30 protein-coding genes are annotated in these 26,764 nt (G+C 61.5%); 15 read left to right on the top strand and 15 right to left on the bottom strand.

All coding sequences use genetic code 11. The features are described 5' to 3' along the window. Positions 1 to 4: 4 nt before the first annotated feature. From rsmG to HZ993_RS14620, 7 genes are all read left to right on the top strand, one after another. Complete coding sequence (gene rsmG, locus HZ993_RS14650; protein WP_209393470.1) at positions 5 to 688, top strand: 16S rRNA (guanine(527)-N(7))-methyltransferase RsmG; 684 nt, start codon at positions 5 to 7, stop codon at positions 686 to 688. A 398-nt stretch (positions 689 to 1,086) separates the two neighbouring features. Beyond that, positions 1,087 to 1,701 (top strand): LysE family transporter, encoded by a 615-nt coding sequence (locus tag HZ993_RS14645; RefSeq protein ID WP_209393469.1) that lies wholly within the window; start codon positions 1,087 to 1,089, stop codon positions 1,699 to 1,701. A gap of 1 nt (position 1,702) precedes the next feature. Then, positions 1,703 to 2,488: a ParA family protein gene (locus tag HZ993_RS14640; protein WP_209393468.1), complete on the top strand. Its 786-nt coding sequence runs from the start codon at positions 1,703 to 1,705 to the stop codon at positions 2,486 to 2,488. A 102-nt stretch (positions 2,489 to 2,590) separates the two neighbouring features. Continuing rightward, positions 2,591 to 3,157 carry an alpha/beta hydrolase gene (locus HZ993_RS14635; protein WP_209393467.1) on the top strand — a complete coding sequence of 189 codons (567 nt, stop codon included), beginning with the start codon at positions 2,591 to 2,593 and terminating at the stop codon, positions 3,155 to 3,157. A gap of 4 nt (positions 3,158 to 3,161) precedes the next feature. Further along, a complete protein-coding gene (locus tag HZ993_RS14630) occupies positions 3,162 to 4,142 on the top strand; it encodes a ParB/RepB/Spo0J family partition protein (protein WP_209393466.1) in 981 nt (326 codons plus the stop codon). Positions 4,143 to 4,163: 21 nt separating this feature from the next. Beyond that, complete coding sequence (locus HZ993_RS14625; RefSeq protein WP_209393465.1) at positions 4,164 to 4,928, top strand: trans-aconitate 2-methyltransferase; 765 nt, start codon at positions 4,164 to 4,166, stop codon at positions 4,926 to 4,928. A gap of 2 nt (positions 4,929 to 4,930) precedes the next feature. Further along, entirely contained in the window at positions 4,931 to 5,674 is a 744-nt protein-coding gene (locus HZ993_RS14620; protein WP_245213639.1) for an HD-GYP domain-containing protein, read from the top strand. A 24-nt stretch (positions 5,675 to 5,698) separates the two neighbouring features. Here HZ993_RS14620 and HZ993_RS14615 read toward each other — a convergent pair whose 3' ends face one another. The 7 genes from HZ993_RS14615 to HZ993_RS14585 form a co-directional block, all read right to left on the bottom strand. Next, positions 5,699 to 6,292 carry a nucleotidyltransferase family protein gene (locus HZ993_RS14615; RefSeq protein ID WP_245213638.1) on the bottom strand — a complete coding sequence of 198 codons (594 nt, stop codon included), beginning with the start codon at positions 6,290 to 6,292 and terminating at the stop codon, positions 5,699 to 5,701. Beyond that, positions 6,282 to 6,866, bottom strand: coding sequence for a hypothetical protein (locus HZ993_RS14610; protein WP_209393463.1), 585 nt, complete (start codon positions 6,864 to 6,866; stop codon positions 6,282 to 6,284). The genes HZ993_RS14615 and HZ993_RS14610 overlap by 11 nt, the downstream gene beginning before the upstream one ends. Before the next feature lie 16 nt (positions 6,867 to 6,882). Continuing rightward, on the bottom strand, positions 6,883 to 7,749 hold the full coding sequence (locus tag HZ993_RS14605; protein ID WP_209393462.1) for a CPBP family intramembrane glutamic endopeptidase: 867 nt from the start codon (positions 7,747 to 7,749) through the stop codon (positions 6,883 to 6,885). Between the two features lie 66 nt (positions 7,750 to 7,815). Then, entirely contained in the window at positions 7,816 to 8,364 is a 549-nt protein-coding gene (locus tag HZ993_RS14600) for a hypothetical protein (protein WP_209393461.1), read from the bottom strand. 48 nt (positions 8,365 to 8,412) lie between these two features. Continuing rightward, positions 8,413 to 9,147, bottom strand: coding sequence for a response regulator (locus HZ993_RS14595; RefSeq protein ID WP_209393460.1), 735 nt, complete (start codon positions 9,145 to 9,147; stop codon positions 8,413 to 8,415). Continuing rightward, on the bottom strand, positions 9,144 to 10,634 hold the full coding sequence (locus HZ993_RS14590; protein WP_209393459.1) for an ATP-binding protein: 1,491 nt from the start codon (positions 10,632 to 10,634) through the stop codon (positions 9,144 to 9,146). The genes HZ993_RS14595 and HZ993_RS14590 overlap by 4 nt, the downstream gene beginning before the upstream one ends. A 142-nt stretch (positions 10,635 to 10,776) precedes the next feature. Further along, positions 10,777 to 12,078: a cytochrome-c peroxidase gene (locus tag HZ993_RS14585; protein ID WP_209393458.1), complete on the bottom strand. Its 1,302-nt coding sequence runs from the start codon at positions 12,076 to 12,078 to the stop codon at positions 10,777 to 10,779. Between the two features lie 202 nt (positions 12,079 to 12,280). Between HZ993_RS14585 and HZ993_RS14580 the strand changes: the two genes are divergently transcribed. Together HZ993_RS14580 and HZ993_RS14575 are read left to right on the top strand one after the other, a co-directional pair. After that, a complete protein-coding gene (locus HZ993_RS14580) occupies positions 12,281 to 13,270 on the top strand; it encodes an IS30 family transposase (protein WP_209393457.1) in 990 nt (329 codons plus the stop codon). Between the two features lie 93 nt (positions 13,271 to 13,363). Then, positions 13,364 to 14,488: an FAD-binding oxidoreductase gene (locus HZ993_RS14575; protein WP_245213637.1), complete on the top strand. Its 1,125-nt coding sequence runs from the start codon at positions 13,364 to 13,366 to the stop codon at positions 14,486 to 14,488. A gap of 49 nt (positions 14,489 to 14,537) precedes the next feature. On the opposite strand, the gene HZ993_RS14570 is transcribed toward HZ993_RS14575, so the two are convergent. Then, positions 14,538 to 15,962, bottom strand: coding sequence for an FAD-binding oxidoreductase (locus tag HZ993_RS14570; protein WP_209393455.1), 1,425 nt, complete (start codon positions 15,960 to 15,962; stop codon positions 14,538 to 14,540). A gap of 96 nt (positions 15,963 to 16,058) precedes the next feature. On the opposite strand from HZ993_RS14570, the gene HZ993_RS14565 reads away from it, so the two are divergent. Then, entirely contained in the window at positions 16,059 to 16,637 is a 579-nt protein-coding gene (locus HZ993_RS14565) for a cob(I)yrinic acid a,c-diamide adenosyltransferase (RefSeq protein ID WP_209393454.1), read from the top strand. A 46-nt stretch (positions 16,638 to 16,683) separates the two neighbouring features. On the opposite strand, the gene HZ993_RS14560 is transcribed toward HZ993_RS14565, so the two are convergent. The 5 genes from HZ993_RS14560 to HZ993_RS14540 form a co-directional block, all read right to left on the bottom strand. Next, positions 16,684 to 16,923, bottom strand: coding sequence for a hypothetical protein (locus tag HZ993_RS14560; RefSeq protein WP_245213636.1), 240 nt, complete (start codon positions 16,921 to 16,923; stop codon positions 16,684 to 16,686). 4 nt (positions 16,924 to 16,927) lie between these two features. After that, on the bottom strand, positions 16,928 to 17,251 hold the full coding sequence (locus HZ993_RS14555) for a barstar family protein (protein WP_209393452.1): 324 nt from the start codon (positions 17,249 to 17,251) through the stop codon (positions 16,928 to 16,930). A 61-nt stretch (positions 17,252 to 17,312) separates the two neighbouring features. Beyond that, entirely contained in the window at positions 17,313 to 18,128 is an 816-nt protein-coding gene (locus HZ993_RS14550) for a hypothetical protein (protein WP_209393451.1), read from the bottom strand. A gap of 64 nt (positions 18,129 to 18,192) precedes the next feature. Further along, positions 18,193 to 18,897, bottom strand: coding sequence for a M15 family metallopeptidase (locus tag HZ993_RS14545; protein WP_209393450.1), 705 nt, complete (start codon positions 18,895 to 18,897; stop codon positions 18,193 to 18,195). Between the two features lie 131 nt (positions 18,898 to 19,028). Then, the gene (locus HZ993_RS14540) at positions 19,029 to 19,223 is read right to left on the bottom strand and encodes a PLDc N-terminal domain-containing protein (protein WP_245213635.1); all 195 of its coding nucleotides are present in this window, start codon (positions 19,221 to 19,223) and stop codon (positions 19,029 to 19,031) included. 162 nt (positions 19,224 to 19,385) lie between these two features. On the opposite strand from HZ993_RS14540, the gene HZ993_RS14535 reads away from it, so the two are divergent. After that, the gene (locus HZ993_RS14535; RefSeq protein WP_209393449.1) at positions 19,386 to 21,533 is read left to right on the top strand and encodes an acetoacetate--CoA ligase; all 2,148 of its coding nucleotides are present in this window, start codon (positions 19,386 to 19,388) and stop codon (positions 21,531 to 21,533) included. A gap of 78 nt (positions 21,534 to 21,611) precedes the next feature. Here HZ993_RS14535 and HZ993_RS14530 read toward each other — a convergent pair whose 3' ends face one another. Both HZ993_RS14530 and HZ993_RS14525 read right to left on the bottom strand, forming a co-directional pair. Next, positions 21,612 to 22,040 (bottom strand): PaaI family thioesterase, encoded by a 429-nt coding sequence (locus tag HZ993_RS14530; protein WP_209393448.1) that lies wholly within the window; start codon positions 22,038 to 22,040, stop codon positions 21,612 to 21,614. A gap of 17 nt (positions 22,041 to 22,057) precedes the next feature. Continuing rightward, on the bottom strand, positions 22,058 to 24,025 hold the full coding sequence (locus tag HZ993_RS14525; RefSeq protein WP_245213634.1) for a M3 family metallopeptidase: 1,968 nt from the start codon (positions 24,023 to 24,025) through the stop codon (positions 22,058 to 22,060). 298 nt (positions 24,026 to 24,323) lie between these two features. On the opposite strand from HZ993_RS14525, the gene HZ993_RS14520 reads away from it, so the two are divergent. Genes HZ993_RS14520 through HZ993_RS14505 form a run of 4 tightly spaced genes read left to right on the top strand, consistent with a single transcriptional unit; the run spans position 24,324 to position 26,758 of the window. After that, on the top strand, positions 24,324 to 25,178 hold the full coding sequence (locus HZ993_RS14520; RefSeq protein WP_209393446.1) for a MotA/TolQ/ExbB proton channel family protein: 855 nt from the start codon (positions 24,324 to 24,326) through the stop codon (positions 25,176 to 25,178). Between the two features lie 33 nt (positions 25,179 to 25,211). Continuing rightward, on the top strand, positions 25,212 to 25,643 hold the full coding sequence (locus tag HZ993_RS14515; RefSeq protein ID WP_209393445.1) for a biopolymer transporter ExbD: 432 nt from the start codon (positions 25,212 to 25,214) through the stop codon (positions 25,641 to 25,643). A 24-nt stretch (positions 25,644 to 25,667) separates the two neighbouring features. After that, a complete protein-coding gene (locus HZ993_RS14510; RefSeq protein WP_209393444.1) occupies positions 25,668 to 26,093 on the top strand; it encodes a biopolymer transporter ExbD in 426 nt (141 codons plus the stop codon). Further along, complete coding sequence (locus tag HZ993_RS14505) at positions 26,090 to 26,758, top strand: energy transducer TonB (RefSeq protein WP_245213633.1); 669 nt, start codon at positions 26,090 to 26,092, stop codon at positions 26,756 to 26,758. The genes HZ993_RS14510 and HZ993_RS14505 overlap by 4 nt, the downstream gene beginning before the upstream one ends. The last annotated feature ends 6 nt before the right edge of the window (positions 26,759 to 26,764 follow it).

Genomic DNA, 26,764 nt, shown 5'->3' with positions numbered 1-26,764 from the left:
CACTATGACTACAGCACCTGCCAACCACCGCCAGGTGCTGGAACAGGCGCTACCCGCGCTGGGCCTGACGCTGGACGCCACCCAGATCACCGCCTTGTTGGCCTACCTGGAGCTGATCCAGAAGTGGACCAAGGTCTACAACCTGACCGCCGTGCGCGACCCAGCCGAGATGCTGACCCACCACCTGCTGGACAGTCTGGCGGCGCTGGCCCCACTGGACCGGCAACTGCAATCCCTGCGTGCCGCAACACCGGATGCACCCATCCGGCTGCTGGATGTGGGGTCTGGCGCGGGGCTGCCCGGCATTGTGATTGCCATTTGCCGGCCCGACATCACGGTGCACTGTGTGGATACGGTGGCCAAGAAGGCTGCGTTTATCCAGCAGGTGGCGGTAACGCTGAAGCTGCCCAATCTGCGGGGCCTGCATGCGCGGGTGGAGTCGTTGACCGAGCCGTACGACGTGGTCAGTTCGCGGGCCTTTGCATCCCTGGTTGATTTCACCAACTGGTCGGGTGGGGCGTTGGCGGAGCGGGGAATCTGGATGGCGATGAAGGGTAAGCACCCGGGGGATGAGATAGCGGTGTTGCCGGCGACGGTGGAAGTGTTTCACGTGGAACAACTGAAGGTGCCGGGGTTGGATGCTGAGCGGTGCATGGTTTGGATGCGGCGGGCTTTGGCTGATACTTGATGGTCGGCTGGGTAGCTTGGTGGGTGGGATAGGTCGGGTCACGCGTTCTGCTCCGTGTCCCCCGCCCGTTCCGGGCTCCTCCTTTACCTGCGCAGAACGCGCAACCCGACCTATCCTGCCTTACTGAGCTGGCACGCATATGCCGGAAGACAATCCCCTGAGACCGAATGCAGGCCTTACTTATCTGCCTACCAGTATGAGTATGTGTGAACACACCCTCAGCACCAGGCGTGGGGTATGCGTTTTGCGTAGGTAAAAGGAGGAGCCCGCGCAGCGGGCGGGGGACACGGAGCAAAACGCGTACCCCATGCCTGATGCGTGCGAAGACCAAAGTCCAAAACGCGAGTGAACAGGAATGCGGGATGTAAACTCGCCCTTTCCCCAGAAAGAACACCACCATGCTTGGCGTCACCGACTACGGCACTTTTGTTGTCACCATCATCGTCTTCCTGCTGATCCCCGGCCCCGGAAATCTGGCGCTGATCACGTCCACCAGCAAAGGTCGTATCCGCGGCGGGCTGGCGGCCACCATGGGGGTGATTGCGGGAGACCAAGTACTGATGTGGTCGGCCGTGGCTGGGGTGGCGGCGCTGCTGGCGGCTTACCCGGATGCCTTCCACGCGGTGCAGTGGATTGGTGCTGCCTACCTGGCCTGGCTGGGTGCCAAGATGCTGCTGGCCAAACCCGGCGCGGCGCCGGTGCTCAATATCACGGCTGGTCACTACTTCCGCCAGGCACTGATGATCACGCTGTTCAACCCAAAGGCCATCCTGTTCTATATGGCCTTCTTCCCCCTGTTTGTGGACCCGGTCAGCCAACGCGGATTGCTGACCTATGGCTTTATGGCTGGCACCATCGCCGCCATCACGTTTGTGTACGGCCTTATCTCGGTGCTGTTGACGCACTATCTGGCAGAGCGTATTCGCGCCAACCCCGTCATCTCCCAAGTGCTGGAGAAAATTGCCGGGCTGTTCCTGATCGGTTTTGGCATCAAGCTGGCGGTGTCCAAATAGTATGGCCAAGATCTTCTGTGTAGCCAACCAAAAAGGCGGCGTCGGCAAAACCACCACCACCGTTAACCTGGCAGCCGGCCTGGCCAAGGTCGGTCAGCGGGTGTTGATGATCGACCTGGACCCGCAGGGCAATGCCACCATGGGCTCGGGCGTGGACAAGCGCAAGCTGGAGCTCACCGTCTACGACGTGTTGCTCGAATCTGCCACCATCGCCGAGGCCCGCGCCCAGAGTGACAAGCTCAAAGAGGGTGGTTGCAGCTACGACATCCTGGGTGCGAACCGCGAGCTGGCCGGTGCCGAGGTGGAATTGGTCGAAGTGGAGCGGCGCGAGAAACGCCTGAAGCAGGCCATCGAGGCCGTGGATGCCGAATACGACTTTGTGCTGATCGACTGCCCGCCGTCCCTGAGCATGCTGACGCTCAACGGCCTGTGCTGCGCCCATGGCGTCATCGTGCCCATGCAGTGTGAATACTTTGCGCTGGAAGGCCTGACCGACCTGGTCAACACCATCAAGCAGGTCAAGGCCAACCTCAACGACGACCTGCAGATCATCGGCCTGCTGCGTGTCATGTTCGACCCGCGCATCACCTTGCAGATGCAGGTGAGTGAACAACTCAAGGCCCACTTTGGCGACAAGGTGTTTGACTCCGTCATTCCGCGCAATGTGCGCCTGGCCGAGGCGCCCAGTTATGGTGTGCCGGGTGTGGTGTTTGACCCGTCGTCCAAGGGCGCGCAGGCTTTTGTGGCGTTTGCGCAGGAAATGGTGGCACGTATTGCGGCGATGTAAAGGGCGTCCAGCCAAGATGTTATAAGCAAAACAAGCCCCTAGCCCCCGTAAATACTCACTCTATTGCTCTCAATATCATAGCAATTGCCTGACAAACCCACCGTGACTACTGCATCCACCACCACCGTCCTCATACTGCCCGGCTGGCAAAACTCGGGCCCCGACCACTGGCAAAGCCGCTGGGAAGCGCTGTATGGCGACCAGCGTGTGCAGCAGCACGACTGGATGCAACCTCTGCGTGGCGACTGGATGATGCAGTTGGAAGAAGCGGTGTTGGCCGCGCCACCTGGCCCGGTCGTGCTGGCGGCCCACAGCCTGGGCTGCCTGCTGACTGCTGCCTGGGCAGAACACTCGCGCAACACACACCGCGTGGTTGGCGCACTGCTGGTGGCGCCGGGTGATGCCGAGCGGGAAGAATTCCGCGCCCCGCTCAAAAGCTGGTCACCCATCGTCCTGCAGCGCCTGCCGTTTGCCAGCACGCTCTTGGGCAGCCATGACGACCCGTACTGCACATTGGCACGCGCGCAGCAGCTTGCCAGCGCCTGGGGTTCCACCTTTGTCGACTACGGCAACAAAGGCCACATCAACGCCGACTCCGGCCTGGGCGACTGGCCCGAGGGCCGGGCGCTGCTGGCCCCATTTTTGAATACGAAGAAAGCGAACGTTTAAACATATGGTCACGAAAAAACCCAAGGGCCTGGGCATGGGTCTGGAAGCATTGCTTGGCCCCAAGGTCAAGGAGCCCGTGGCGCTGGACGCCGCTTCCACAACCCCCGCAGCCGACGGCCCACCCAGCACACTGATGCTGACCGATATGGTGGCCGGCAAATACCAGCCCCGCACCCACATGGACGAGGGCGCGTTGTACGAGCTGGCCGAAAGCATCAAGGCCCAGGGCATCATGCAACCGATACTTGTTCGTCGCTTGAGCGACGAACAAGCTCGGTTGCACCGCAATGTAGTGGGTGACGAGCCTGTTCGCCCGCTGTACGAAATCATCGCCGGCGAACGCCGCTTCCGCGCGGCCAAGCTGGCAGGGCTGGACAGCGTGCCCGTGCTGGTGCGTGATGTGAGTGACCAGGCCACCGCCGCTATGGCGCTGATCGAAAACATGCAGCGCGAAGACCTGAATCCGCTGGAAGAGGCCCAGGGCCTGCAGCGGCTGATCCGGGAATTTGGCCTGACACACGAAACCGCCGCCCAGGCCGTGGGCCGCTCGCGCAGCGCCGCCAGCAATCTGTTGCGCCTGCTCAATCTGGCCGAACCCGTGCAGACCATGCTGATGGCCGGTGACCTGGACATGGGCCATGCCCGTGCGCTGCTGTCGCTGGAGCGGGGTACACAGATCACCGCTGCCAACCAGATTGCCGCCAAAAAGATGTCGGTGCGCGAAGCCGAGGGTCTGGTCAAAAAGTTGGGTGCTGAATTCGAACTGACTGCATCGCCCAAGCCCAAGAAAGAAAAGTCGCGCGACCTCAAACGGGTGGAAGAAGAACTCTCCGATCTGCTGATGGCGCAGGTCGAGATTCAGGTCAAGAAACGCGTCAAGCGCAATGGCCGGGTAGAAGAGATGGGTGAGGTTGTCATCCAGTTTGGCTCGCTGGACGAGTTGAACGGACTGATCGAACGCCTGTCGCCTGGCACCAGCCGATAAGCTGCATCCCATAGGGACGCTGTGCGCAAAGCCCTCGGCACTTGGCCGCTGCCCGCCGTACTGACCTGGGCCGCAGCCTGGCTGCTGTTCCGGGCGCTGATGGGGCAGGGCATTGCGCAGCACTGGGCACTGGTCACCGCCACCGCGCTGGGCGTGGGCCTTAGCCTGCTGGGCAACAGCTGGTGGCGCCGGGTACTGATCGCTGCGGGTTTTCCGCTGTCATTGGCTTTAAGCCTTCCGTCACTGGGCTTGGCAGCCGTGTTGCCCGCCTGGGCCTGGCTGGTCCCGCTGCTACTGCTGCTGGCGGTCTACCCGCTGAATGCCTGGCGCGATGCGCCGCTATTCCCTACACCTGCACACGCGCTGGACAGCCTGCCCCAGCACGCCCCACTGCCCAACGGCGCCCATGTGCTGGACGCCGGTTGTGGCCTGGGCCATGGTCTGAAAGCCCTGCGCCGCGCCTACCCGCAAGCCCAACTGTTTGGCCTGGAGTGGAGCTGGCCACTGCGCGCCCTGTGTGCGCTGCGTTGCCCCTGGGCGCAGGTGCGCCGGGCCGACATTTGGGCGGCAGACTGGTCTTCTTATGACATGGTTTACCTGTTCCAGCGGCCAGAGAGCATGCCGCGCGCCGTGGCCAAAGCACAGGCCGAACTGCGCCCCGGTGCGTGGCTGGTCAGCCTGGAGTTTGAAGCGCAAGCGATAAAACCAACGGCCCGCTGTAGCGAGCCGGGTGGCAAAATGGTATGGTTGTACCAAGCGCCACTGAACGGCCCCCAAGGAGATTGACCATGCCCACCCCAAGCCCGCAAACGCCTGCGACCGACGAGGTCCAGCACGCCCAACAGGTGCTGGTTTTTGCCATGGCAACCTTGGCCGAAATGCGCGAGGCCGACTCCGAGAGCCACATCCTGCGCGTGCAGCACTATGTGCTGGCCCTGACCCAGGCGCTGAGCAAACACCCCACATTCGAGGCCGTCCTCACCCCCGCCTTCATTGACATGCTGTACCGCAGTGCGCCCTTGTACGACATGGGTTCGGTCGGTGTGCCAGACCGCATCCTGCTCAAGCCCGGCAGGTTGACGGCAGACGAAATCGGCATCATGCGCACCCACACCACGCTGGGCCATGCCGCCATCGAGCGGGCCGAGAAAACCCTGGGCCGCCCATCGCCCCTGCTGGCCATGGTCAAGGACATTGTCTTGTGTCACCAGGAAAAGTGGGACGGCAGCGGCTACCCCCGCGCCCTGGCGGGCACGGACATCCCCGTGTCGGCCCGCATCATCGCCCTGGCCGATGTGTACGACGCGCTGATCACCAGCAAGGTCTACAAAGACGGTGTGCCGCACGACAAGGCAGTGCAAATCATCTTCAGCGAACGCGGCACCCACTTCGACCCCGACATGGTCGACGCCTTCATCGAAATCCAGGACAGCTTCGCCGAGATCGCCCAACGCTACGGCGACACCGAAGCCGACATGCAGCACAAGATCGAATACATGGCGAATGCGATTGCGGAGATTGCTACGCTGTGAGCTGACGCGTAGCCCGTGTAGTTTTCAGCACGGCACAATCTGCACCTTTGGCCAACGCGCAGCGTACCGCTTTTGAACGACCCGCTGGCGGTAGGTGTCAACACTGACGCGGACCGGATTGCGCCGCACGACGCAGTTAAACAAGTCCTCCAGCCCGTGTGGCGCAATGACCGTAATGGAGTCATCGGCTTCTAATCGGAGGCCAACAGACGTTGCGTACTCCGGCCAAGAGGCTACGGCTTCCTCCAGCGACCCCAGCGGTTGGACCGCATGCCCAAAGTATTCCTCAAACCAATGGTGTACGGCGGCCTGGTTTGTGACCTCCCACGGAACCCCGGGCATCCGTTCAACCAGCCTGTTTTGAATGTCCACGTCTTGCTGCGGCGCAAGGCAGTCGGCATCAAAATACACCACATCGATATCCGCCAGCGCGGACGGCACGACCCGGTCGTGAAGCGCATCCCACACCAGATTGCGGATAGCGCCGGCACCAATGCACCATGATGAAAGGCCCAGGCTGCGCACGGCGTCCAGTGCGTCCATGAGCCACTGCGATTCGCGCGCGAGTGCAACCAGGCGATCACGGCTTTCGGCATGAGAGGGTGATTTATGCGCCATGTCTTATGGCGCGCAGGTGGTCCGTAAACGCCGGTAGTTGCGCCTGCACCCGCTTGCAAACGTCGTCGATGGTGGTCGCCACCGCACTCGCGCGGTCTGCATCACTCAGGGTCTGGGCTTCGGCAAACGCCTTGTTCTGAATGGCCTGTTGTTCGCGCCTGGGTGCTGCTGCCTTTACCGTGAGGATCTGGTCCCACGGACTCGGAATGGTGATACCGCCGATGGCCGCTTTGCCTTCGATCTGTTCCAGATCCAGCGACGCGGCTGCAAACTCGGGGCTGGGTGCCGAGAGGCTGTAGAGGCGAAAGTCCTGCGTGTGGTGTTGGGGCAGATGGTTGGGCGCTGGGCTCCAACCCAGGTAGACATTGAAGTAGCGCTCCACACCGGGGCCGGGCACCCAACGCAGCCACACGGTTGCGCAGGTGGACACAGGCGCGCGGTAGAGCAGATCCCCACTGAACAGCTCGCGCTGGGGGTGGTCACGGGGAACCGAGTGTTGGACGAAATCCGGAAACCGATTCGCCATGGCCTGCTTCACGTGCTGCAGAAAATGTGGCTTGTACAAGCGGTCCATGGCAAAGGGCGACGTCTTAAACCGTAGCTTCAACCCGTCGCCACGATGGCTTCAGTATGTGTCCTCTGGCGTGCGCCAGGCGCAACATGTACAGGCCCAAAGCCAGGCAGACGGTGACCGCCACAATCGATGCCTCGGGCCCAAAACTGCCACCTGATAACAATGCCGGCCCGTGCAGTTGGCCTTCCAGAAAACCAGGGCTTGGCACGCCAGATGTAGGCGCGCCAAAGATGCCGCTTTGGGTGAAGTTCCATGCCATGTGGATGCCAATCGCCAGCCAGACCCGGCGCGTGAGCATATAGGCGGCGGCCAGCATCACGCCGGCCTCCAGCGCGATGGCTGCCGAGCTCAGCGCGGTGGCTTCGGGGTTGGGCAGGTGCATCACGCCGAACAGGATGGCGGAGATGGCCAGGGCGATCCAGCTGCCCAGCCAGCTCTCCAGAATGCGAAAGGCCACCGCACGTATCAACAGTTCTTCGGTCACCCCCGCCATGACGGCGGCAGTCAATGCCGGCATCACGCCGGCGGTGCTGGCTGCGACCGTGGCCGTGTAACTGCCCAGCAGAAAAAGTATGCCGATGACAACACTGAACAGGGCCACACCGATGGCAATGCCAGCCACAGCTTCCAGCAGCCAACCCACGGACCATAGCTCGGTAACCGGGCGCCGCTCGACGACACGAACAAAGGTGTAGTAGCCCACCAGTGATCCCAGTGCCAGCAGCAGTGGCGACCAGGCTTGCAGGTTCTCGGGCAGCAGGCTGGCGAGACCAGCGCCCATACCTATGGCGCCACCGACCCAGAAGAAGCCCAGAACCGCGCGGACCGGGGGGAACAAAACTGCGCGGTAAAAACGGCCGGGTTGCGGGGAAGATGTTTGCATGGATGGGAGCTTGTCTCGTTCTTGTGGTGCCGCATTATCACCACGCACAACATCCCTCAGAGAAACCTACGGCTTCTCCGAATCCTCTTCATCCGTCTGCTTGGATTTCCACTTGGAATAAAAGTAGGCGCCTCCTGAAACCACACCCGCGGCGGTCGCCGCAGCGCCGATGATGGGGGCCGCGGTGACGATCAGCGGGGCACTGGTTACGCCCAGGGCAACACCGATGGCGCCCAAGCCACTTGGCGCCGCCAAGGCCGCTCCCGCTGCCACCACGCCAGAGGTGATGCCCAGGCCCATGGACACTGTCTCGACCTTGTCGGCGACGTCCTTGTGGTTGGCATCGACCGCCTTGACGGTGTCTACTACGCGGCCCGTCAGTTTCTTCGCTTCCTGCGTGGCGGAGCTTGCAAGTCCTTTTACTTTTGCCACAGCGGCTTTGGTGTTGTCATGCTCCACCGCGTCGCCGATCGCGTGTTGTACGGATCGCCCAGCTGCCAGAGCCACACCGCCAGCTTTGCTGGCGGCATCTTGGGCGGAGGTCAAGCCCCGCTGGGTGGCCGATGCCGTATCAACAGCCAGCTCTTTCAACTTCTCGATGTTTGTTTTTGCCATGCGGATTCCCTCCTTCTGGTTTTATTCTAGGTCGCGCGGAACACTCGCTTAATCTACTTCAAACCGGTACCCCACCCCATACACCGACGCCACGCTGTGCCCCACGGCGCCCGCGGCGTCTAGCTTGCGGCGCAGGTTCTTGATGTGGCTGTCGATGGCGCGGTCGCTCACATCGCGCAGGTCGTGGTGCACATGGTCCAGCAGACGCGCGCGGCTGAACACATGGCTGGGGCGTGACATCAACAGGCGTAGCAGGCGGAACTCGACCGGGGTTAGCGGCAGCAGTTGCCCGTTCCAGCGGATGCTGAGTGTGGTGTCGTCGGCCACCAGTGCGGCGGCTGCGGGTGCCGTAACGCTGTTGGGTGCAGCGTGGTGCGCCTGCGCCGACAGGCTGCCCTGTGCACGCCGCAGCAGTGCTTGGATGCGGGCCACCACCTCGCGTGGGCTGAAGGGTTTGCAGACGTAGTCATCAGCACCCGTATCCAGCCCCAACAGGCGGTCGATCTCGTCCACACGGGCCGTCACCATGATAATGGGCACGGCGGAGAAGGCGCGCAACTGTTCACATACGGCGATGCCGTCCTGGCCGGGCAGCATCAGGTCCAGCACCACCAGCGCGGGGGTGATGGCGCGCACCAGGGGCACGGCGTCCAGGCCATTGCTGCAGACCGTGGTCTCGAAGCCATGCATGTGCAGGTAGTTGGTCAACATGTCGGCGATCTTGGTGTCGTCTTCTACGACCAGGATGTGCTGCTTTCCGAGTGCTGTGGCCTTGGTGTTCATGCTGCACCTTTCTGCGCCGCGACCGAGCTCGGGTTCACCGGCAGGCGCACTGTCATCTGCAAACCACCGCGCTGCGACGCGCCGGCTGTTACCGTGCCCTGGTGTGCGTGGGCAATGGAGCGTGCAATGGCCAAGCCCAGGCCGCTGCCGTGTTGGCCGTCACCGCGCTGGCGCGCCTTGTCGCCGCGGAACAGCGGCTCAAACAGTTCACGCATATCGGTATCGCTGACGCCGGGCGCGCTGTCGTCCACGGTGAGTGTCACGGTGCGACCGTCGCTGTGCCAGTCCACGGCAATGCTGCCGGGTGCGTCGGTGTAGCGCATGCTATTGGTCAGCAGGTTGGCCAGCAGTTGTTCGATGCGGCCAAAGTCCCAGTTCACGTTCATGGGCGTGAAGGCCTGTGCAGGCAACAAAAGTGACAGGCCGCGTTGTTGGGCCTGCGCTTCAAAACGCTGGGCCACGCGCCACAGGTTGGCATGGGCATCACCCGCAGTGAAGTCGCAGCGCAGGCCATCCACATCGGCCACCGACAGCGTGTGCAGGTCATCGACCAGGCGTGTGAGCTGCAGCACCTCATCGCGCAGGCTGGCCATCACCTGCGGCGTGGGCTGGCGGGCGCCATCTTCAATCGCTTCCATCTCGCCGCGCAGCACCGACAAAGGGGTGCGCAGCTCGTGCGAGATCTGTGCGATCCAGACGCGGCGTGCGGTCTCCAGCCGCGCCAGCTCGGCGGTCATGGTGTTGACGTCTTCCATCAGCTGCGCAATCTCGCGTGCACCGGTGGGCTGCAGGGGCTCGGGTCGGCGGCCGCGGGCGATCTCGCGGCTGGCGCTTTGCAGGGCCAAGAGCGGGCGGCTCCAGCGGCCCGCCATCCACCACGCTGCCAGCACGGCGGCGAGTATGGTGCCCAGCGCGGCCCAGACCAGGCGGCTGGTCTGGCGCTGCAGGAAGCGGGCGTCCACACCTTCGGGTTCTGGCTCGGGTAGCAAGTCCACAAACGCGATCTCCACACCATTCACCTTGATGGCGCGTGTGGTGCGTTGCACGCCAGGTGGTTGTGGACGGCCGGCCAGGCGCTGGCCTTGGGCGTCGCGCAGCAGCATGCGTTCGCCCAGGCTGCCTTGGCCGCGGGGTGTGCGCGGCGATGCGTCATCGGGGCGGGGTGGTGGTGGGCGGTCGTAACCCCGTTGCGGTGGGGGTGGGCGTTGGCCGCGTGGGGCGCGGCCGGCGAATTCGTCCATCAACGCCCGCATGGGGTCGGGGTCCTGGCGCAGCCACTGCAGTTCGGTGTCGGTGGCGGCGCGGCGCTCCACCATGGCCACAAAACGCATCAGCTGCTCTTCGTCGCGCACTTGTAAATAGTCTTTGAAGCCGCTGCGCAGGTTTAGAAAGCTAAGGGCCCCCACCACCAGCACTGCTATCACGACAGCTGACGCGATCAGCAGCGACAGTTGCAGGGCTATGGGAAGTCGGCGTGGCGTGCGCATCAACACATCTTAGCCAGGCTAGGCGCCGGGGCGGTAGAGCGTTCTGCTCCGTGTCCCCCGCCCTCCGGCTTGCGCCTGCGGGCTCCTCCTTTACCTGCGCAGAACGCTCTACCGCCCCGGCTTCTGGTTTCTCGACGGTGTTTCATGGTGCACGGAAGCCATCCGACAGCGTGCGCAAGAAGGCGACGACATCGTTGACCTCGGGTTCCGTCAGCAGTGGCCCAGCAGTCGGTGCGCGGTTGAACGGCGCTTTCACCGATTCGATGTTGCCGCGGTACTGGGCGGGCAGGTCATTGGGGACACCGCTGGGGCCGTACCAGCGCTGCGGGTTGGTGTTGCGGGTGGAGTAGAAGCGCACCACATCGGCCAGGTTGTTAAAGAAGCCGTTGTGCATAAAGGCCGGCCGCTCGGCCACGTTGCGCAGGGTGGGCATCTTGAACTTGCCGCAGAAGTTGCTGACTGTGGTTCCTGGCACCACGTCGGCAGGCAGGGTCAGTGTGGTGCGCTCGGGGCCGCACAGGCCCAGGTCAAAAAAGGCGGGGTCGGCATTGCGGGGGATGGCCGTGTTGCGCGGAATGCCGTTGGCGTAGTAGGTGAACTCGGTGAACAGCGAATCCTCTGGCTTGCCGGTTGTCGGGTCCATCACATGGCAGCCGGCACAGTTGGCGCGGGCAGGGTCCATGAACAAAGCCATGCCCCGTGCCTCGGCCGGTGTGAAGGTGGCCTGTCCGCGCACCATGGCGTCAAACTTGGAGCTGAAGGGCTGCAGCGCCGCACGCTCAAAGGCTTCAATGGCCACGCCGATCTGCGTGAAGGCGGCGTCGGTGTCATTGAAGATATTGGTACCAAACTGCTGGCGGAACAGTGGCGCATAACGCGAGGCCGCAATCTTGTCCACCACGGCGCGGCGGCTGGGGTTGTTCATCTCCAGCGGGTTCAGAAAAGGCCCCAGCGCCTGCTGCGCCATGGTGTCGACCCGGCCATCCCAGAAGTGGCCGCCTATGGCCTCGGTCTCACCGCCTTCGGTCTGGAAGCCGAAAGCCGGGATGAAGCCCTGGTAGCTATTGGTCATGGAATTGCGCAGGCCCAGGCTGGTGGGCAGGCTACCCCGCGCCACGCCGATGCGTGCGCCACCATTGTTGTTATTGCCGGCAAACCCCTGGTTGGGCTGGTGGCAGGCCACGCAGGCGGTGCCGCGGGGTTCGGACAGGTTGGGGTCGGTGAAGATTTGTTGGCCCAGGCGGGCGCGGTCGTCGGTCAACACAGGGGCGGGCGGCGGTGTCGCGGCATCGGCCTGCACGGAGGTGGTGTCGGCAGCCACGGCGACGGGGGCATCCACCGCGCTCGCACTGCCGCCGCCTCCGCAGCCGCTGAGCAGTGCCAGCAGGGCTGTGGCGCTGGCGGCCTGCAGCAGGTTCCAAAATGTGGGGCGGTAGTCGTGCATGGCAGTCTCCTGGTGGATGCCACCGTGGCATCGCTGGGAAGGAACTGTCGCCGTCAAATGTGGAGGAAATATGGATGGCCAGCCCCGGCCCAATGCCTTGGTGCAGGCGGATTCAAGTACGAAGTGCAACGTTTTAGAAACGGGTTGGGCCAAGAGTGAATAGGATGCACTTTTGTGACCGGCCAGTCCCAAACGTTGCACCATGACCTATACACACTTGACCCAAGAAGAACGATACCAAATTCACAACCTCACGCGCCAAGGCATTCATCTGTCGCAAATTGCAGCAGAGCTTGGACGTAGCAGCTCGACGATCAGCCGCGAGCTCAGGCGCAATGCCAGTGCCCGGGGCTACCAACCTGCACTGGCCCAAGACAAAGCGACTCAGAGACAGACACAGCGTCGCAATGCCCGCCAGTTCGATCCAGAGCAGTGGCAACTCGTGGAGTTGTATCTGCGCCTGAGCTTGTCTCCCCAGCAAGTCAGTGACCGCCTGGCTTTAGAGGATCGTTTGTCGATTAGCACCGAAGCCATCTACCAATACGCCTATGCCAACAAAGCCCAGGGCGGTGATTTAGTCGGGTACTTGCGCTGTCAAAAACTTCGTAGAAAGCGCTATGCCAGTGGTCGAGAGCGCCGTGGGGTACTCAAGAACCGGGTCGGAATTGAACATCGCCCCGCAGTGGTGGATAGCAAGAAGCGCATAGGCGACTGGGAGGGCGATACGGTGATCGGCGGGGGGCGCAAAGGCGTGTTGGTGACACTGGTGGAACGCAAGTCCCGCTATACCTTGGCGCATCCACTACGCTCCAAGCACAGTGCGGGGGTGACGCAGGCCATTGTCGATTTGCTGCGCCCCCACAGACATGCCTGCAAGACACTGACCTTTGACAACGGCAAGGAGTTCGCTGAGCACGAATTCATTGCAAGTTGTTTGAGGGCGAAGGTGTACTTTGCCAAGCCCTACTGCTCATGGCAGCGTGGGCTCAATGAGAACACCAACGGGCTGCTGCGACAGTTCTTTCCAAAGGGGTGCAGTTTGCTCAAGGTGACACAGGCTCAGGTCGATGAAGCTGTGTACTTACTCAATCATCGGCCTCGTAAGTGCCTGGGCTATCGCACACCGCATGAGGTCTTCTACAACCTACCCGTCAGACCTCTTACACTGCATTCCGTTGCGCTTTGTACTTGAATCCGCCGCAAAATATGCCGATAGCCCCCGTAATTGTTATCTCTATAGCTATCAAAAAAGTAGCAGTCTAAACCTGAATATATGAGTGATGCCATGCAGTCTGTTGATGTTCTGATTGTGGGTGCAGGCATGGCCGGCGCATCGGCCGCCTACTTTCTGGCGCCGCATGTGCGCGTGCTGCTGCTGGAGCGCGAGCCCCAGCCCGGCTACCACGCCACCGGGCGGTCAGCGGCCATGTACTCCGAGACCTATGGCAACGCCACCGTGCGGGCCATCACCACTGCGTCCCGGCCGTTTTATTTCAACCCGCCGCCAGGGTTTGCAGAGCACCCGCTGGTCACGCCACGGGGCTCACTGATTGTGGGCGCAGCGGCGGACCACGACCACCTGCGCACCGTCTGGCAAGACCTGCGCGCCCTGGTGCCCGATGTGCAGTGGTGGACCCAGGCCGACATCCTGCAACGTGTGCCCGTGCTGCGGCCCGAGGCTGCGCACTGCGGTGTGTACGAGCCCGACGCCATGGACATGGACGTACACGCCATCCACCAGGGTTTTCTGCGCGGTGCCAAGGCCGCCGGTGCACAACTGGTGTGTGGTGCCGGTGTGCAGCGCATGCAACGCGAAGCAGGTGCATGGCGTGTCGACACAGAAGCCGGCAGCTTTTCAGCACCCATCGTCATCAACGCCGCGGGTGCGTGGTGTGATGCACTGGCCCAGCTGGCAGGTGTGGCCCCCATAGGCCTGGTGCCCAAGCGCCGCACCGCGTTCACCACCGAAGCCCCCGCGGGCTGCGACATCGGCCACTGGCCATTGGTCATTGATGCGCACGAGAGTTTCTACTTCAAGCCCGACGCCGGTGTGCTGCTGATGTCCCCTGCCAACGAAGACGCGGTAGAGCCGCAAGACGTGCAGCCGGAGGAGCTGGATGTAGCCATCGCCGTGGACCGTATCGAGACCGCCACCACGCTGCAGATCCGCCAGGTGCGGCGCAAGTGGGCGGGGCTGCGGTCGTTTGTGGCCGACAAGACGCCGGTGGTGGGTTTTGCGCCCGATGCGCCAGGCTTCTTCTGGCTGGCGGGGCAGGGGGGTTATGGCATACAGACTGCGCCGGCCATGGGTGAGCTGGCCGCGGCGCTGGTGCGGGGCTTGCCGGTGCCCACAGCCATGGCCGCCTTGGGGGTGCGACAGGAAGATGTCTCTGCAGACAGGTTGTTGTAGCGATTTATGCCGCTAGCCCCCGTCGGATGGATCTGAATAGCTAGCAAATTTATAGCGTAAAGATCTTCCCCGGGTTCATGATGTTCAGCGGGTCCAACGCCCGCTTGATGGCGCGCATCATGTCCACCGCACCCGCGCCGGTCTCGGCCACCAAGAAGCCCTGCTTGTGCAGGCCCACGCCGTGTTCACCGGTGCAGGTGCCGCCCAACTTGAGCGCGCGCTCCACCAGCTGGTGGTTCAGCCGCTCGGCCGTTTCGCGCTCGGCTGGGATATTGGGGTCAATCAGGTAGCCCATGTGGAAGTTGCCGTCGCCCACATGGCCAACCAAAAAGTAGGGGATGCCCGCCTCTTGTGCCTCGGTCACCGAGTCCAGCAGCGCATCGGCCAGATGCGAGATCGGCACACAGGTGTCGGTGGTGATGGCCTTGCAGCCGGGGCGCGACTGCACGCCGGCAAAGTAGGCGTTGTGCCGCGCGGTCCATAGCTTGGTGCGCTCTTCGGGGGTGGCGGCCCAGGCAAAGGCGCTGCCGTTGTTGTCGGCAGCGATGGCCTGCACCGTTTCCACCTGCTCCTGCACGCCAGCCGGTGAGCCGTGGAATTCCATCAGCAGCATGGCGCTCTCGGGCAGGCTCAGTTTGGAATGCTGATTGACCACCTTCACGGTGGTGGAGTCCAGCAGCTCGCAGCGCGCAATGGGTACGCCCAGCTGGATGATCTGTATCGTGGTGTTGACCGCATCGGCCAGGCTGGGGAAGCAGCAGGTGGCCGCCATCACGGCTTCGGGCAGCGGGTAGAGCTTGACGGTCACTTCGGTGATCACGCCCAGCGTGCCTTCACTGCCCACCATCAGCCGTGTCAGGTCGTAGCCAGCGCTGGATTTCTTGGCGTGGGTGCCGGTGCGTATGGTTTCGCCCTGGGCGGTGACCACTTCCAGTGCCAGCACGTTTTCACGCATGGTGCCGTAGCGCACGGCATTGGTACCGCTGGCGCGGGTGGCGGTCATGCCACCAATCGTGGCGTCAGCGCCGGGGTCTATGGGGAAGAAGAGACCGGTGGACTTGACCTCGTCATTGAGCTGCTTGCGGGTCACGCCGGGCTGCACCGTCACCGTCAGGTCTTCGGCGTTGATGGACAACACCTTGTTCATCTGGCTCACATCCAGGCTGATGCCGCCCTGCACGGCCAGCAAATGACCCTCCAGCGAGGTGCCCACGCCGAAGGGAATGACCGGCACCTGGTACTGCGCCGCCAGCTTGACTACCTGGGCGACCTCGGCCGTGCTGTGGGCAAAGACCACGGCGCCAGGCGGTGGCACGTCGAACGAAGATTCGTCCCGCCCGTGCTGCTCGCGCACGACCAGGGCCGTGGAGCAGCGCGTGCCGAATTGCGCTTGCAGCGCCTCAACCAATTCCGGCGGAACCGGGCGCTGGTTCACTTCAGGCAATAAATGCAGGGGGGGCGTGGGAGCGTTCATTGTTGTGTCTCCTGGGGGCAGCCGGCCGCGGAGCGGTGGTGCTGGGAGGATCAGTTTACGATGGGAGACTTTTTTTGTCCTTGCATGGAGCTGACTATGGGCAACCGCCTCACACAAATCGCCACCCGCACCGGGGACAACGGCACCACCGGCCTGGGCGACAACACCCGCGTTTCCAAAGACAGCCTGCGCGTACACGCCATGGGCGACGTGGACGAACTCAATTCCCACATCGGCCTGCTGCTGTGTGAAGACATGCCCCAGGGCGTGCGCGACGTGTTGGTGGAGATACAACACCAGCTGTTCAACCTGGGCGGCGAGCTGTCCATCCCCGGTTATGAACTGCTCAAACCCGAGGCCGTGCTGGCGCTGGACGAGGCACTGGCCGAGCACAACGAACACCTGCCGCGCTTGCAGGAGTTCATCTTGCCCGCGGGTACCCGCGCTGCATCCCAAGCCCACGTATGCCGCACCGTGGCCCGCCGCGCCGAGCGTGCGGTGGTTGCGCTGGGCGCGCAGGACGCGTTGAAAGACACACCACGGCAGTATTTGAACCGCTTGTCGGATCTGATGTTTGTGCTGTCTCGCGTGTTGAACCGTTACCGGACCGATGGCACGGTGGGGGATGACGTGTATTGGAAGAGTGAGCGGATGGCGAAGGCGGCGGGGGAGTAACTGACCCCGATGAGTGATTACTTCCTGACGCAAAGCCGATGGTTGATCAGCAGAACGAAAGCGTCCACTCGCTCATTGTGGAACCAACAAACGCTACAACTTGCTCAGATGCTGATGGGAGTAGATTCGAATATTCTGCCGAAAGGTAGTCTATGACTTGTTCATGATGCCAGGGGCCAAGAGATGCTTTGTAGCCGTCGTGTTCTTTTTGGATTTCTTGCCAAGATGAGTACGACTTCTTCGAAATCAGCATCTCTGCTTCGGTATAGATGATGTGGAGTTCCATGAGACTAGGCATAGAAAGAAACCACAAGGATTGCCGGGTTGCCAATCTCAAGACGGCGCCAGTTGACGAATGCTGCGCACTCTACGAAAGCTTGGAACTGCTCAGGGCATCTCTTCTTGAAGTCGGCTGCACTGTCCAGAGCGACGCAGATCATTTCCCCAGGTTGAACTTGAACCGAACTGAACTCTTCGTCTAGGTTTGTCATGCAATCTATCCAAGCGTTCATATTTCGCCCGAAAAATTCGGGAAAGCCGAACGCGAGAGAAAACTCGTCGAAGAATGACGACCAGTTAGAAATCTTCGTACCGTCGATGTGAATAGTTTTCATGGCCATCTACGCCCGCTGAATCGTCGAGTGCCACGGACCCCGAAACCCGCATCGCCGGGCACTAAGTCGAATTTGCATTGATAGAAACAGTGTCGTCATATGGGCATAGATCGTCATGCGGCTTCTTGGTGGTCACGAAGTTGCGGTTGACGAGCAGTTCAATACGCTCGGCTTTGGTAAGTTCGAAGTCATCAATGGAACCTTCCGAATGTGTCGTCAGATTGCATTTTCCATCTACGTTGAAGTGGTAGGTATCTTGAACGTGGTAGTCCCGGCGTAGACACGTCCTCCACTGGGAATTGCTGCCCCAGCCTTTGGAGAGATCACTCGTGGGCCTATTCTTGCGCCGATGAGACCAATAGAGTGTTGTGGCATCTGCAATGCCCGGTGTCAACTGATGCTCATTGGCCAGGACCATCGCTCCAGCTCTCATGAATAGCATGCTTCCTATCATCAAGCACGGCCAATGGCTCGATAGAAGTACCGGCATGCTCAGAAGCTCTTTGCTAACTTCCACGTTTACCACCTCGTGGTGGAACGGTGTGTAGCGAGTGGGGTGAACTATGGTGAGTCCGACCGCTTCGACGAAACTGGTGTATTCCGCGGTGGTCATGACGGGACCGGGCCAGTCGCTGCCGTCGGCTCGTCCCTTTTGAAATCCTAAAACTAGCGTCTCGCAGACGCGGTGCAGTGCGTAGAGTCGAAATAAGTCATCGGCATCTGCTGCAGGAATGGGGCTGCCTTGACGGCCTCCAAAGGCCCGGATCCATAGAACCTCATCACCATGGCTGTCTAGCCATGGCTGAAGCACATCGTTGTAAGTTGCTGTTCCCTCATACTCCAACAGGGCATGGTAGAGCTCTCGAGCGCCGTCCATACTCAACCCACCGTTCCAGTCGGAAAACCTTCGGAGGACCGATGCGCACGCATGCGGACCCCTGTCATAGGTTCACCACAGGTCGTTGTTCATCTGGCCCCACGCAGTTGAGGATGTGGTTTTCGTAGATAGATGGGATCAGTTCTAACGCGATGTCCTTTCCAAAAATATCTGCCTCACGGGTCACGTTGGTAAGGAGGTCGACGGTCACCGACTTGATCGCTTCCAATGACGCAGGCGCATAGCTGAGGTGCCATGGCTCCGGATACATCCCACCCTTAAAGTAGTTGTAGGGTCTGAAGAATCCGAATCTGGCAATGTTCTGATCCAGCCAAAGGTGCAGTTCCCTAAAAATTCCGCCGACGGCAGTCTCCTCTGGCAGGAGCTTGGGCGAATAGCCTGCGGCCACTGCGTTGCCTTCGACCACATCGATTTCAGTTCCCCATTGGTGTCGACTGCCGCCAGGGAGTGCGGACCAATGCAGGATGGCTTCGACTATCTGGCGTTCAGTGAGTGAGTCAAAGTCCCGGACATTTCCATCCAGGTCGTACAGAGGTTTCTTCCCGGTGAATTTGTTGTTCCAGATCCGCAGTTGGGTGTCGTAATCCCGATAAGTACTGAAGGGATGGAGATCGAAACCATCCTGCGCCGCTGCAGCGCGCATCGCGAGAAAGGCCTGCACAACCTCAGGTTGCGCAGCGAACCTGGGTTTCAGCATTTGGACTACGTGCGTTCTAGCGCGGCCAGTTACTTCGGATTCGTTGAGCATGGGCGACACTTTAGCGCGTCTGCACACGGTGACGGCCTTCCTGATTTCGGTCATCCACTAATGTCAGTTTCTGGCTCCAACCCGTATCACTTGTGGATTGCCTACACCGGGTTAGCTAGCATCCCTCCCTGTCAGCCAGAACGCCCGCTGCGCGGCCCCAGAAAATACCACAACACCAATCCCAACAGCGGCAGCAGCACGACAACCAGTATCCAAATGAGTTTCTTTTCGTTGCTGGCAGAGCTCTGGGCAATGTTGAGGATGGCCCAAATGTCGCCTGCAAGCACCAGCAGGCCCAACAGTCCGTTGTATCCGAAGTTCATCATGGTCATTCATTCCTTCTATTGACGTTTCTAACAGGAAGTGCAAAGGGCGGATGCGAGGTGTCACCTGCGTACGTGCACAACGCCACCGTACCATGCAACACTCACCGGCGCATCCACAACCATGGGTGGCAACAGAACAGTCCCGAGAAAGTGACGAACAGCATGCACGAGACAAAAACACCCGCACACAGACCCGCGCCATACATTCCGCAGATTCGCCTGTATCAGGATTGGCTGAAGGCCAACCGGGGCCTGTCATTCGCCACCTACCGCGACTTGTGGAACTGGTCCATCACCGACCTGGATGCCTACTGGCAAAGCGTGTGGGACTACTTCGGCATGCAGTCACCCACCCCACACACCGCGGTGCTGGCCAAGAATGTGATGCCGGGTGCGGTGTGGTTTCCCGGCGCGCAGGCCAATTACGCGCAGCAGGTGTTCCGCCATGTGGCGCCAGCCGATGCGGCGGGTTTTGCGGCGGTCATCAGCCGCAATGAGGCAGGCGAGCACCGCGAGCTGAGCTGGCCCGAGTTGCGCCGCCAAGTCGCCTCACTGGCGCTGCACCTGCAGGCCCAGGGTGTGCAGCCGGGCGACCGGGTGGCGGCGTATCTGCCGAATATTCCTGAAGCCATGGTTGCCTTTCTGGCCACGGTCAGCATCGGCGCGGTGTGGAGCATTTGCGCGCCCGACATGGGCACCAACGCCGTGTTGGACCGCTTCCAGCAGATCACGCCCAAGGTGCTGATCGCCTGCGATGGCGTGCGGTATGGTGGGCGCGACCTGGACCGCATGGCGGTCGTGCAGGCGCTGGTGGATGCGCTGCCCAGCGTGCAACACGTGATCCTGCACGCCAACCTGGGCACGTTGGATGTACCGCAGAATGCTATCCAATCCATAGCGACTCAGGTCCATTTCTCGGGGGCTACAGCCAGAAATGATGCAAACACTTCGGTGTTTGAGCCCGTCTGGCTGCCTTTTGACCACCCGCTGTGGATCGTCTACTCCAGCGGCACCACCGGCCTGCCCAAGCCCATCGTGCACGGCCATGGCGGTACGGTGCTGGTGGCGCTGGCGATGAAGGTGCTGCACAACGATGTGGGTTGCAGCTACGCGGCCAACACCTGGGGCGAACGTTTCCACTGGTACAGCTCCACCGGCTGGGTGATGTGGAATGCGCAGGTGGCCGGTTTGCTCAATGGAACGACCTGTGTGATCTTTGACGGCAACCCCGGAGCCGGCAAACCCCAAGGGCCGGATGCGACGGGCGCCGCGCAACCCGACTGGACCACGCTGTGGCGCTTTGCCAGCGAAACCGGGGTCACCTTCTTTGGGGCCGGCGCGGCGTTTTATGCCAACTGTTTGAAGGCCGGGGTGGATTTGTCACAGTGTGGCGATCTGTCTGCGGTGCGGGCTTTGGGTACGACGGGATCGCCTTTGTCGCCAGAAGCACAAAGCTGGGGCACGGAGCAGTTCCGCCGCATCGCCGCAAACGATGCGCAGCAGAATATCTGGTGGTGCAACATCAGCGGCGGCACGGACTTTTGCGGCGCTTTCATCGGTGGCCACCGCGAGCTGCCGCAAGAGCCCGGCGTCATGCAATGCCGCCTGCTCGGCTGCGCGGTGGAGGCCTGGAACGAAGCGGGCGAACCGGTGTTGGGTGAAGTGGGTGAGCTGGTCTGCAGCCAGCCGATCCCGTCCATGCCGCTGTACTTTTGGGGCGATGTGGACAACGCGCGTTACCTGGCCAGCTATTTCGAGATGTACCCGCCCGGCCATGGGCGCAAGCCCGGTGGCGGTGATGCCCCGGCCGAGGCTGGTGGTGTCTGGCGCCATGGCGACTGGCTGCGTGTGGGCACGAAGGAAGAAGGCGGCGAGGGTTGTGTGATCTTTGGCCGTAGCGACGCAACGATCAACCGCCACGGCCTGCGCATGGGGACCAGTGAGTTGTACAGCGCGGTCGAGGCCCTGCCCGAGGTGGTGGACAGCCTGGTCGTGGACCTGGAATACCTGGGGCGGGAGAGTTATATGCCCTTGTTTGTGGTGCTGCGTGCGGGCCATACGCTGGACGATGCGGTGCAGGCCAAGATCGTGAACGCCATCAAGACGGCGCTGAGCCCGCGGTTTGTGCCCAATGCTATTTTTCAGGTAGCCGAAATTCCGCGCACGCTGTCGGGCAAGAAGCAGGAGCTGCCGATCAAGAAGTTGCTGTTGGGCCAGCCGCTGGAGAAGGTCGTCAACAAGGACGCGATGGCCAACCCGGGCTGTCTGGACTGGTACGTGGCCTTTGCAAAAAGCCGGGCCGGCACCTAGGTTTCCTCGCCGGGCCGCCCCAAGAGGAAACGCGCCCCCTCGGGGGGCAGCGATCCGCAGAGCGGCGGAGCGTGGGGGCTACTTTTTGGGTTCGAGAATCGCCATCGTGATGCGCGAGATGCAGGTCATCTCGCCCGCATCGTTGTGCAGTTCGATCTGCCACACATGGGTCGTGCGGCCCCGGTGGATGGGGCGTGCCGTGCCGGTGACCCAGCCGCTGGTGGCCGCGCGCAGGTGGTTGGCGTTGATGTCCAGACCCACGGCGCGCGTGCCTTCGGGGCTGGACATGGCCGCGCCCAGCGAACCCAATGTCTCCGCCAGCACCACGCTGACGCCACCGTGCAACAGGCCATAAGGCTGGCGTGTGCGCTCATCGACCGGCACGCGGGCGGTGATGAAGTCGTCGCCGATCTCCACAAACTCAATGCCCAGGTGGGACGATGCCGAGTTGGCGCTGATGGTGGTCAGCATCTCGACGGTGACGGGTTTTTGCCAGATGGAAGACATAACTTGGGGTTCCGGAATCAGGTAGTGGTTTCGGCCAGCAGCCCGCGCTTCTTCAGCATGGGCTGCACCTGCGGGTCACGCCCGCGGAAGGCGCGGTAGGCATCCGCTGGGTTCTGGCGGTTGCCGCTGCTGTAGATGGTGCGCCGCAGGCGCTCGGCGGTGACGGCATCAAACGGGCTGCCGGCCTCGGTGAAGGCGGCAAAACCATCGGCTTCCAGCACCTCGGCCCACATATAGACGTAGTAACCGGCGGCGTAGCTGGAGCCCGAAAACAGGTGCTGGAAGTGGCTCAGGCCATGGCGCAAGCCAATGTCATCCGGGATGCCCAGTGTGGCGCACTGCTCGGCTTCAAACGCGGCGATGTCGACCGCCGTACCGTTGGGCAACGCGTGCAGCGCCATGTCGATCAGCGCCGGACCCGTGTACTGCACGGTGGCCCAGGCCTGGTCAAACTGGCGCGAGCGCTTGAGCTTGTCCAGCAGGGCGGCGGGCATGGGTTCGCCGGTCTCGTAGTGGCGGGCGTGGCGTTGCAGCACCTCGGGCTCCATGGCCCAGTTTTCGAACAGTTGTGAAGGCAGCTCGACAAAATCACGCAGCACCTGGGTGCCGGCCAGGCGCTCGTAGTGCACCTTGGACAACAGGCCGTGCAGGCCATGGCCGAATTCGTGGAACAGGGTGCGCACGTCATCAAAGCTCAGCAGTGTGGGGCTGGCCTTGGCGAAGTTGTTGTTGTTGATGACGATGGGCAGCGTGCCGCCGTTGTGGCCAGACTGGCTGCGGAACACACTCATCCAGGCGCCGCTGCGTTTGGAGCTGCGGGCAAAGTTGTCACCAATAAACAGGCCGACCAGTGCACCATCTTGCCCTCGCACCTCCCACAGGCGGGCATCGGGATGGTGCAACACGTACTCCGTCTGTTCAACAAAACGCAGGCCAAACAGGCGCTGCGCACAATCAAACATCGCCGCCACCATGGCGTCCAGCGAGAAATAGGGTTTGAGCTCCGCGTCGTCCAGATCGAACCGCTGGGCGCGTACTTTTTGCGCCAGGTAACGCCAGTCCCAGGCGGCAATGGGCGTGGGCTCGCCCAAAGTGTGGGCCATCTCGGTCAGCGTCTGGCGGTCGACTTCGGCGTAGGCCTTGGCGGGTTCCCAGGCCTGGTGCAGCAGTTCGAGCACGGCGCTGGTTTTGCCGGCCATGCGGTCCACCAGTTCGTAGTCGGCATAGGTGGTGTAGCCGTGCAGGGCCGCCTGTTCCTGGCGCAGGGCCATGATCTTGGCGGCCACCGGGCGGTTGTCGTGTTCGCCGGCATGGGCGCCACGGGCAACCCGGGCGCGCCACAGGGTCTCGCGCAGGTCGCGGCGGCTAGAGAAGGTCAAGAAGGGTTCGGCCAGGGATGGCGACAGTGTCAGCGCATAGGCATCTTCACCCAGGCCACGTTGTTGTGCCGCGGCCTTGGCAGCCTGCAGCACAAAGGCGGGCAGGCCGGCGCGGTCGGCTTCGGTCTTGAGTTCCAGCGTGTAGGTGGACTCTTCGGCCAGCAGGTTTTGCCCAAATTGTGTGCACAGCGTGGCCAGCTCACCCATGATCTCGCCATAACGCTGGCGCTCTTGGCCGCTCAGGCGGGCGCCGGCACGCACAAAGTCCAGGTGCAACCGTTCCAGCACGCGCAGTTGTTCGGCGTTCAGGTTCAGCGTATGGCGTTTCTCGTGCAGGGCATCGATGCGGGCGAACAGCCCGGCATGCATAAAGATGGTGTTTTCGTGCGCGGCCAGCTTCGGGGCCATCTCCAACTGCACTTTTTGTAACGCGGGCGAGGTCTCGCTGGCGGTCAAATTGTGAAACAGCAAGGTAATTCGGTCCAGCAATCGGCCACTGGTATCCAGCTCTGCTATGGTGTTCTCAAAGGACGGTGCGTCTGGGCGGCTGGCAATGGTCTCAATTTCTGCCAGATGCTGTGCCAGCGCCTGCTCGAAGGCTGGCACGAAATGTGCTGAATCGACTTGGCAGAAAGGCGGTAGTCCGTACGGCGGACCCCATGGTTGCAGCAGTGGATTGGGTGTGCTGTCAGTGGTGGTTTGGAGTCGCATGGACGTTGCCTTAGAGGTGTAATCTGGTGGAAACCCTGATAGCGAAAACGCTAAGTGGAGTTCCGTAACCCAGGTACAAAGCGCCACTCGGGCAAATTACAATAGCCGTCTTTCAGTTTAGCAGTTCGCGGACGCTGTGCTGCGGGTGCCGACCCGGCATCCAGACGGCCATTAGTATTTTTTCTATAAGGAAATGATTGTGCATACAAAGTTCAAAGTGTTGGTCCGCGCCTGGGCCCTGACCCTGAGTCTGGCCGTTGTATCGGTGGCTGGTGTTTCTACCTCCGCCATGGCCCAGACCGCCGCTCCCGCATCTACTGCAGTGGCCGCTGACCCCGCTGCTGCACCTGCCGCTCCCGCCGCAGAAGTCAAAAAGGCCGAAGGCACAACAGACAATCCCTACGGCATTGCCGCCCTGTGGCACAACGCCCACTCCGTGGACATGGGTGTGTTGATCATCCTGGCCATCATGTCCATGGGTAGCTGGTACATCCTGGCGATCAAGATGCTGGAGCAGCGCAAAGCCGGCAAGTTCGCCCGCGAAGCCACCGAAAAGTTCTGGAGCGCGGGTACGGTTGCACAAGGTGCTGCCGCACTGCACAAGGACAGCCCTTACCAGTTCATCGCCGCCGCTGGCGTCGAAGCCACCAAGAAGCACGGTGGCCTGATGGGTCACATCCCCCTGAATGACTGGATCAGCATGAGCATCCAGCGCTCCGTGGACCGCGTGAACCGCGAAATGCAAGGCGGCCTGTCCTTCCTGGCTACCGTGGGTTCGATTTCTCCATTCGTGGGTCTGTTCGGTACGGTGTGGGGCATCTATGGCGCCTTGACACAAATCGGTATGTCCGGCCAAGCCTCCATCGACAAGGTGGCCGGCCCCGTGGGTTCCGCGCTGATCATGACGGCCCTGGGTCTGGCAGTTGCCGTTCCTGCCGTTCTGGCCTACAACTGGCTGATCGCCCGCAACAAGACCGTCATGGACGACGTCCGTAGCTTCGGCAGCGATTTGCACTCGGTCCTGTTGGGTTCGGCTTCCAAGAGCTAAACACGTGCGGTAAACGCGCAGAAAGTTAGCTCTATGTCCATGAACGTAGGCAGTATTGACGGCGAAGAAGACGCCGTCATATCAGCCATTAACACGACACCCCTGGTGGACGTGATGTTGGTGATGTTGATCATTTTCCTGATCACCATTCCCGTCGTCACAACCTCGATTCCCGTGACCCTGCCCAAAGAACGGGTAGAGGTTCGGGAAACCAAACCAGAAAACATCATTATTTCGGTTGACACCGCAGGCGGCATCTTCTGGTACGACCAGAAGGTGGCCAATGTGGAAGCATTGGTCGACAAACTGAAGAAGGTTTCGACCGTCAAGCCGCAACCTGAGGTACAGATTCGCGGCGATATGGCTTCCCGATACGAAGGTGTTGGCAAGATTCTTTATGCATGCCAGCGTGCGGGCATCGTCAAAGTGGCGTTCATCACTGAACCGCCAGCTTTGGGCGGTTAAAGCCCTGCCAGGAGGAATAGCAATATGTCTATGAATGTAGGAAGCTCTGGCTCAGGCGACTTCGAAGTACTGATGGACATCAACACCACGCCCTTGATTGACGTGATGTTGGTGTTGTTGGTGATGCTGATCATCACCATCCCCATCCAGTTGCACGCGGTCAGCCTGGATATGCCAGTGGGCACACCACCCACCAACAATATCAAGCCTGAAAAAATCCAGATTGATATCGACGAAAACAGCATCGTGTATTGGCAAGGTTTGCCGGTGTCTGCGGCAGAGCTGGATGTCAACATGGAAACCGTGAGCCAACAGGCCGCGCAACCCGAGGTGCACATCCGGCCCAACAAGTCGTCGTCTTATGCGGTGTTCGCCAATGTCTTGTCTGCCTCCAAGCGCAAAGGCTTGACCAAGATGGCGGTGATCGGAAGCGAGCAGTTCGTCCAATGACCACAATCAACATGAACACGGTTGGTCTGCACCCGGTCTACCGGCCGAAAGACCCGTCCAAGCGGTACAAGGGCATTGCCATTGTTATCGCCTTGCACGTTGTGCTGATCTGGGGCCTTATTTCCGGTACGGCCCACGATGCCTTGAAAGTCATCAAGAAGCCATTGGAAGCTGTGGTGATCCAGGAGGTCATCATTCCACCGCCACCACCGCCACCGCCCAAGGAAATCAAACCACCTGAAGCGCCCAAGGTTGAAGCACCACCTCCTCCGTTTGTGCCACCACCTGACGTGGCACCACCGGTTGAGTCTGCTGCCCCGGCTATTGTGTCGGTTGCTGCACCACCGCCCACACCGGCTGTGATTGCTCCGCCACCACCACCGGTTGCCCCGCCTGCACCTGCGCCTAACCGCTCAGACATTCGGGTCGCTTGCCCCACCCAGGTCGCCCCTGAGATGCCCCGCAAGGCAACCCAGGACGGTACCGAAGGTGTGGTCAAGGCCCAGGCTGCGATACGTGACGGCGTGGTGCGTGACGTGACCATCCTGTCCGGACCGCGCGTGTTCCACGCGGCTGTCAAGGCTGCGATGATGCAGTACAAGTGCACCGGTGCTGGCAGCGGCGAGCTGCTGGCAACACAAGAGTTTGTTTTCAAGCTCGAATAAGGCGAA

The organism is Rhodoferax sp. AJA081-3, assembly GCF_017798165.1.
Lineage (GTDB): Bacteria > Pseudomonadota > Gammaproteobacteria > Burkholderiales > Burkholderiaceae_C > Allorhodoferax.
This window is presented reverse-complemented; position numbering and strand designations above follow the sequence as displayed.

What these genes read in the sequence shown, in the direction of transcription:
- HZ993_RS14555 (WP_209393452.1), bottom strand. Translation starts at nt 17,251, where the DNA reads ATGAAAACTATTCACATCGACGGTACGAAGATTTCTAACTGGTCGTCA.
- HZ993_RS14595 (WP_209393460.1), bottom strand. Translation starts at nt 9,147, where the DNA reads ATGAACACCAAGGCCACAGCACTCGGAAAGCAGCACATCCTGGTCGTA.
- HZ993_RS14550 (WP_209393451.1), bottom strand. Translation starts at nt 18,128, where the DNA reads ATGGACGGCGCTCGAGAGCTCTACCATGCCCTGTTGGAGTATGAGGGA.
- HZ993_RS14515 (WP_209393445.1), top strand. Translation starts at nt 25,212, where the DNA reads ATGTCCATGAACGTAGGCAGTATTGACGGCGAAGAAGACGCCGTCATA.
- HZ993_RS14645 (WP_209393469.1), top strand. Translation starts at nt 1,087, where the DNA reads ATGCTTGGCGTCACCGACTACGGCACTTTTGTTGTCACCATCATCGTC.
- HZ993_RS14530 (WP_209393448.1), bottom strand. Translation starts at nt 22,040, where the DNA reads ATGTCTTCCATCTGGCAAAAACCCGTCACCGTCGAGATGCTGACCACC.
- HZ993_RS14505 (WP_245213633.1), top strand. Translation starts at nt 26,090, where the DNA reads ATGACCACAATCAACATGAACACGGTTGGTCTGCACCCGGTCTACCGG.
- HZ993_RS14590 (WP_209393459.1), bottom strand. Translation starts at nt 10,634, where the DNA reads ATGCGCACGCCACGCCGACTTCCCATAGCCCTGCAACTGTCGCTGCTG.
- HZ993_RS14570 (WP_209393455.1), bottom strand. Translation starts at nt 15,962, where the DNA reads ATGAACGCTCCCACGCCCCCCCTGCATTTATTGCCTGAAGTGAACCAG.
- HZ993_RS14640 (WP_209393468.1), top strand. Translation starts at nt 1,703, where the DNA reads ATGGCCAAGATCTTCTGTGTAGCCAACCAAAAAGGCGGCGTCGGCAAA.
- HZ993_RS14510 (WP_209393444.1), top strand. Translation starts at nt 25,668, where the DNA reads ATGTCTATGAATGTAGGAAGCTCTGGCTCAGGCGACTTCGAAGTACTG.
- rsmG (WP_209393470.1), top strand. Translation starts at nt 5, where the DNA reads ATGACTACAGCACCTGCCAACCACCGCCAGGTGCTGGAACAGGCGCTA.
- HZ993_RS14600 (WP_209393461.1), bottom strand. Translation starts at nt 8,364, where the DNA reads ATGGCAAAAACAAACATCGAGAAGTTGAAAGAGCTGGCTGTTGATACG.
- HZ993_RS14540 (WP_245213635.1), bottom strand. Translation starts at nt 19,223, where the DNA reads ATGATGAACTTCGGATACAACGGACTGTTGGGCCTGCTGGTGCTTGCA.
- HZ993_RS14615 (WP_245213638.1), bottom strand. Translation starts at nt 6,292, where the DNA reads ATGGCGCATAAATCACCCTCTCATGCCGAAAGCCGTGATCGCCTGGTT.
- HZ993_RS14545 (WP_209393450.1), bottom strand. Translation starts at nt 18,897, where the DNA reads ATGCTCAACGAATCCGAAGTAACTGGCCGCGCTAGAACGCACGTAGTC.
- HZ993_RS14560 (WP_245213636.1), bottom strand. Translation starts at nt 16,923, where the DNA reads ATGGAACTCCACATCATCTATACCGAAGCAGAGATGCTGATTTCGAAG.
- HZ993_RS14575 (WP_245213637.1), top strand. Translation starts at nt 13,364, where the DNA reads ATGCAGTCTGTTGATGTTCTGATTGTGGGTGCAGGCATGGCCGGCGCA.
- HZ993_RS14580 (WP_209393457.1), top strand. Translation starts at nt 12,281, where the DNA reads ATGACCTATACACACTTGACCCAAGAAGAACGATACCAAATTCACAAC.
- HZ993_RS14535 (WP_209393449.1), top strand. Translation starts at nt 19,386, where the DNA reads ATGCACGAGACAAAAACACCCGCACACAGACCCGCGCCATACATTCCG.
- HZ993_RS14585 (WP_209393458.1), bottom strand. Translation starts at nt 12,078, where the DNA reads ATGCACGACTACCGCCCCACATTTTGGAACCTGCTGCAGGCCGCCAGC.
- HZ993_RS14565 (WP_209393454.1), top strand. Translation starts at nt 16,059, where the DNA reads ATGGGCAACCGCCTCACACAAATCGCCACCCGCACCGGGGACAACGGC.
- HZ993_RS14610 (WP_209393463.1), bottom strand. Translation starts at nt 6,866, where the DNA reads ATGGACCGCTTGTACAAGCCACATTTTCTGCAGCACGTGAAGCAGGCC.
- HZ993_RS14520 (WP_209393446.1), top strand. Translation starts at nt 24,324, where the DNA reads ATGATTGTGCATACAAAGTTCAAAGTGTTGGTCCGCGCCTGGGCCCTG.
- HZ993_RS14605 (WP_209393462.1), bottom strand. Translation starts at nt 7,749, where the DNA reads ATGCAAACATCTTCCCCGCAACCCGGCCGTTTTTACCGCGCAGTTTTG.
- HZ993_RS14620 (WP_245213639.1), top strand. Translation starts at nt 4,931, where the DNA reads ATGCCCACCCCAAGCCCGCAAACGCCTGCGACCGACGAGGTCCAGCAC.
- HZ993_RS14630 (WP_209393466.1), top strand. Translation starts at nt 3,162, where the DNA reads ATGGTCACGAAAAAACCCAAGGGCCTGGGCATGGGTCTGGAAGCATTG.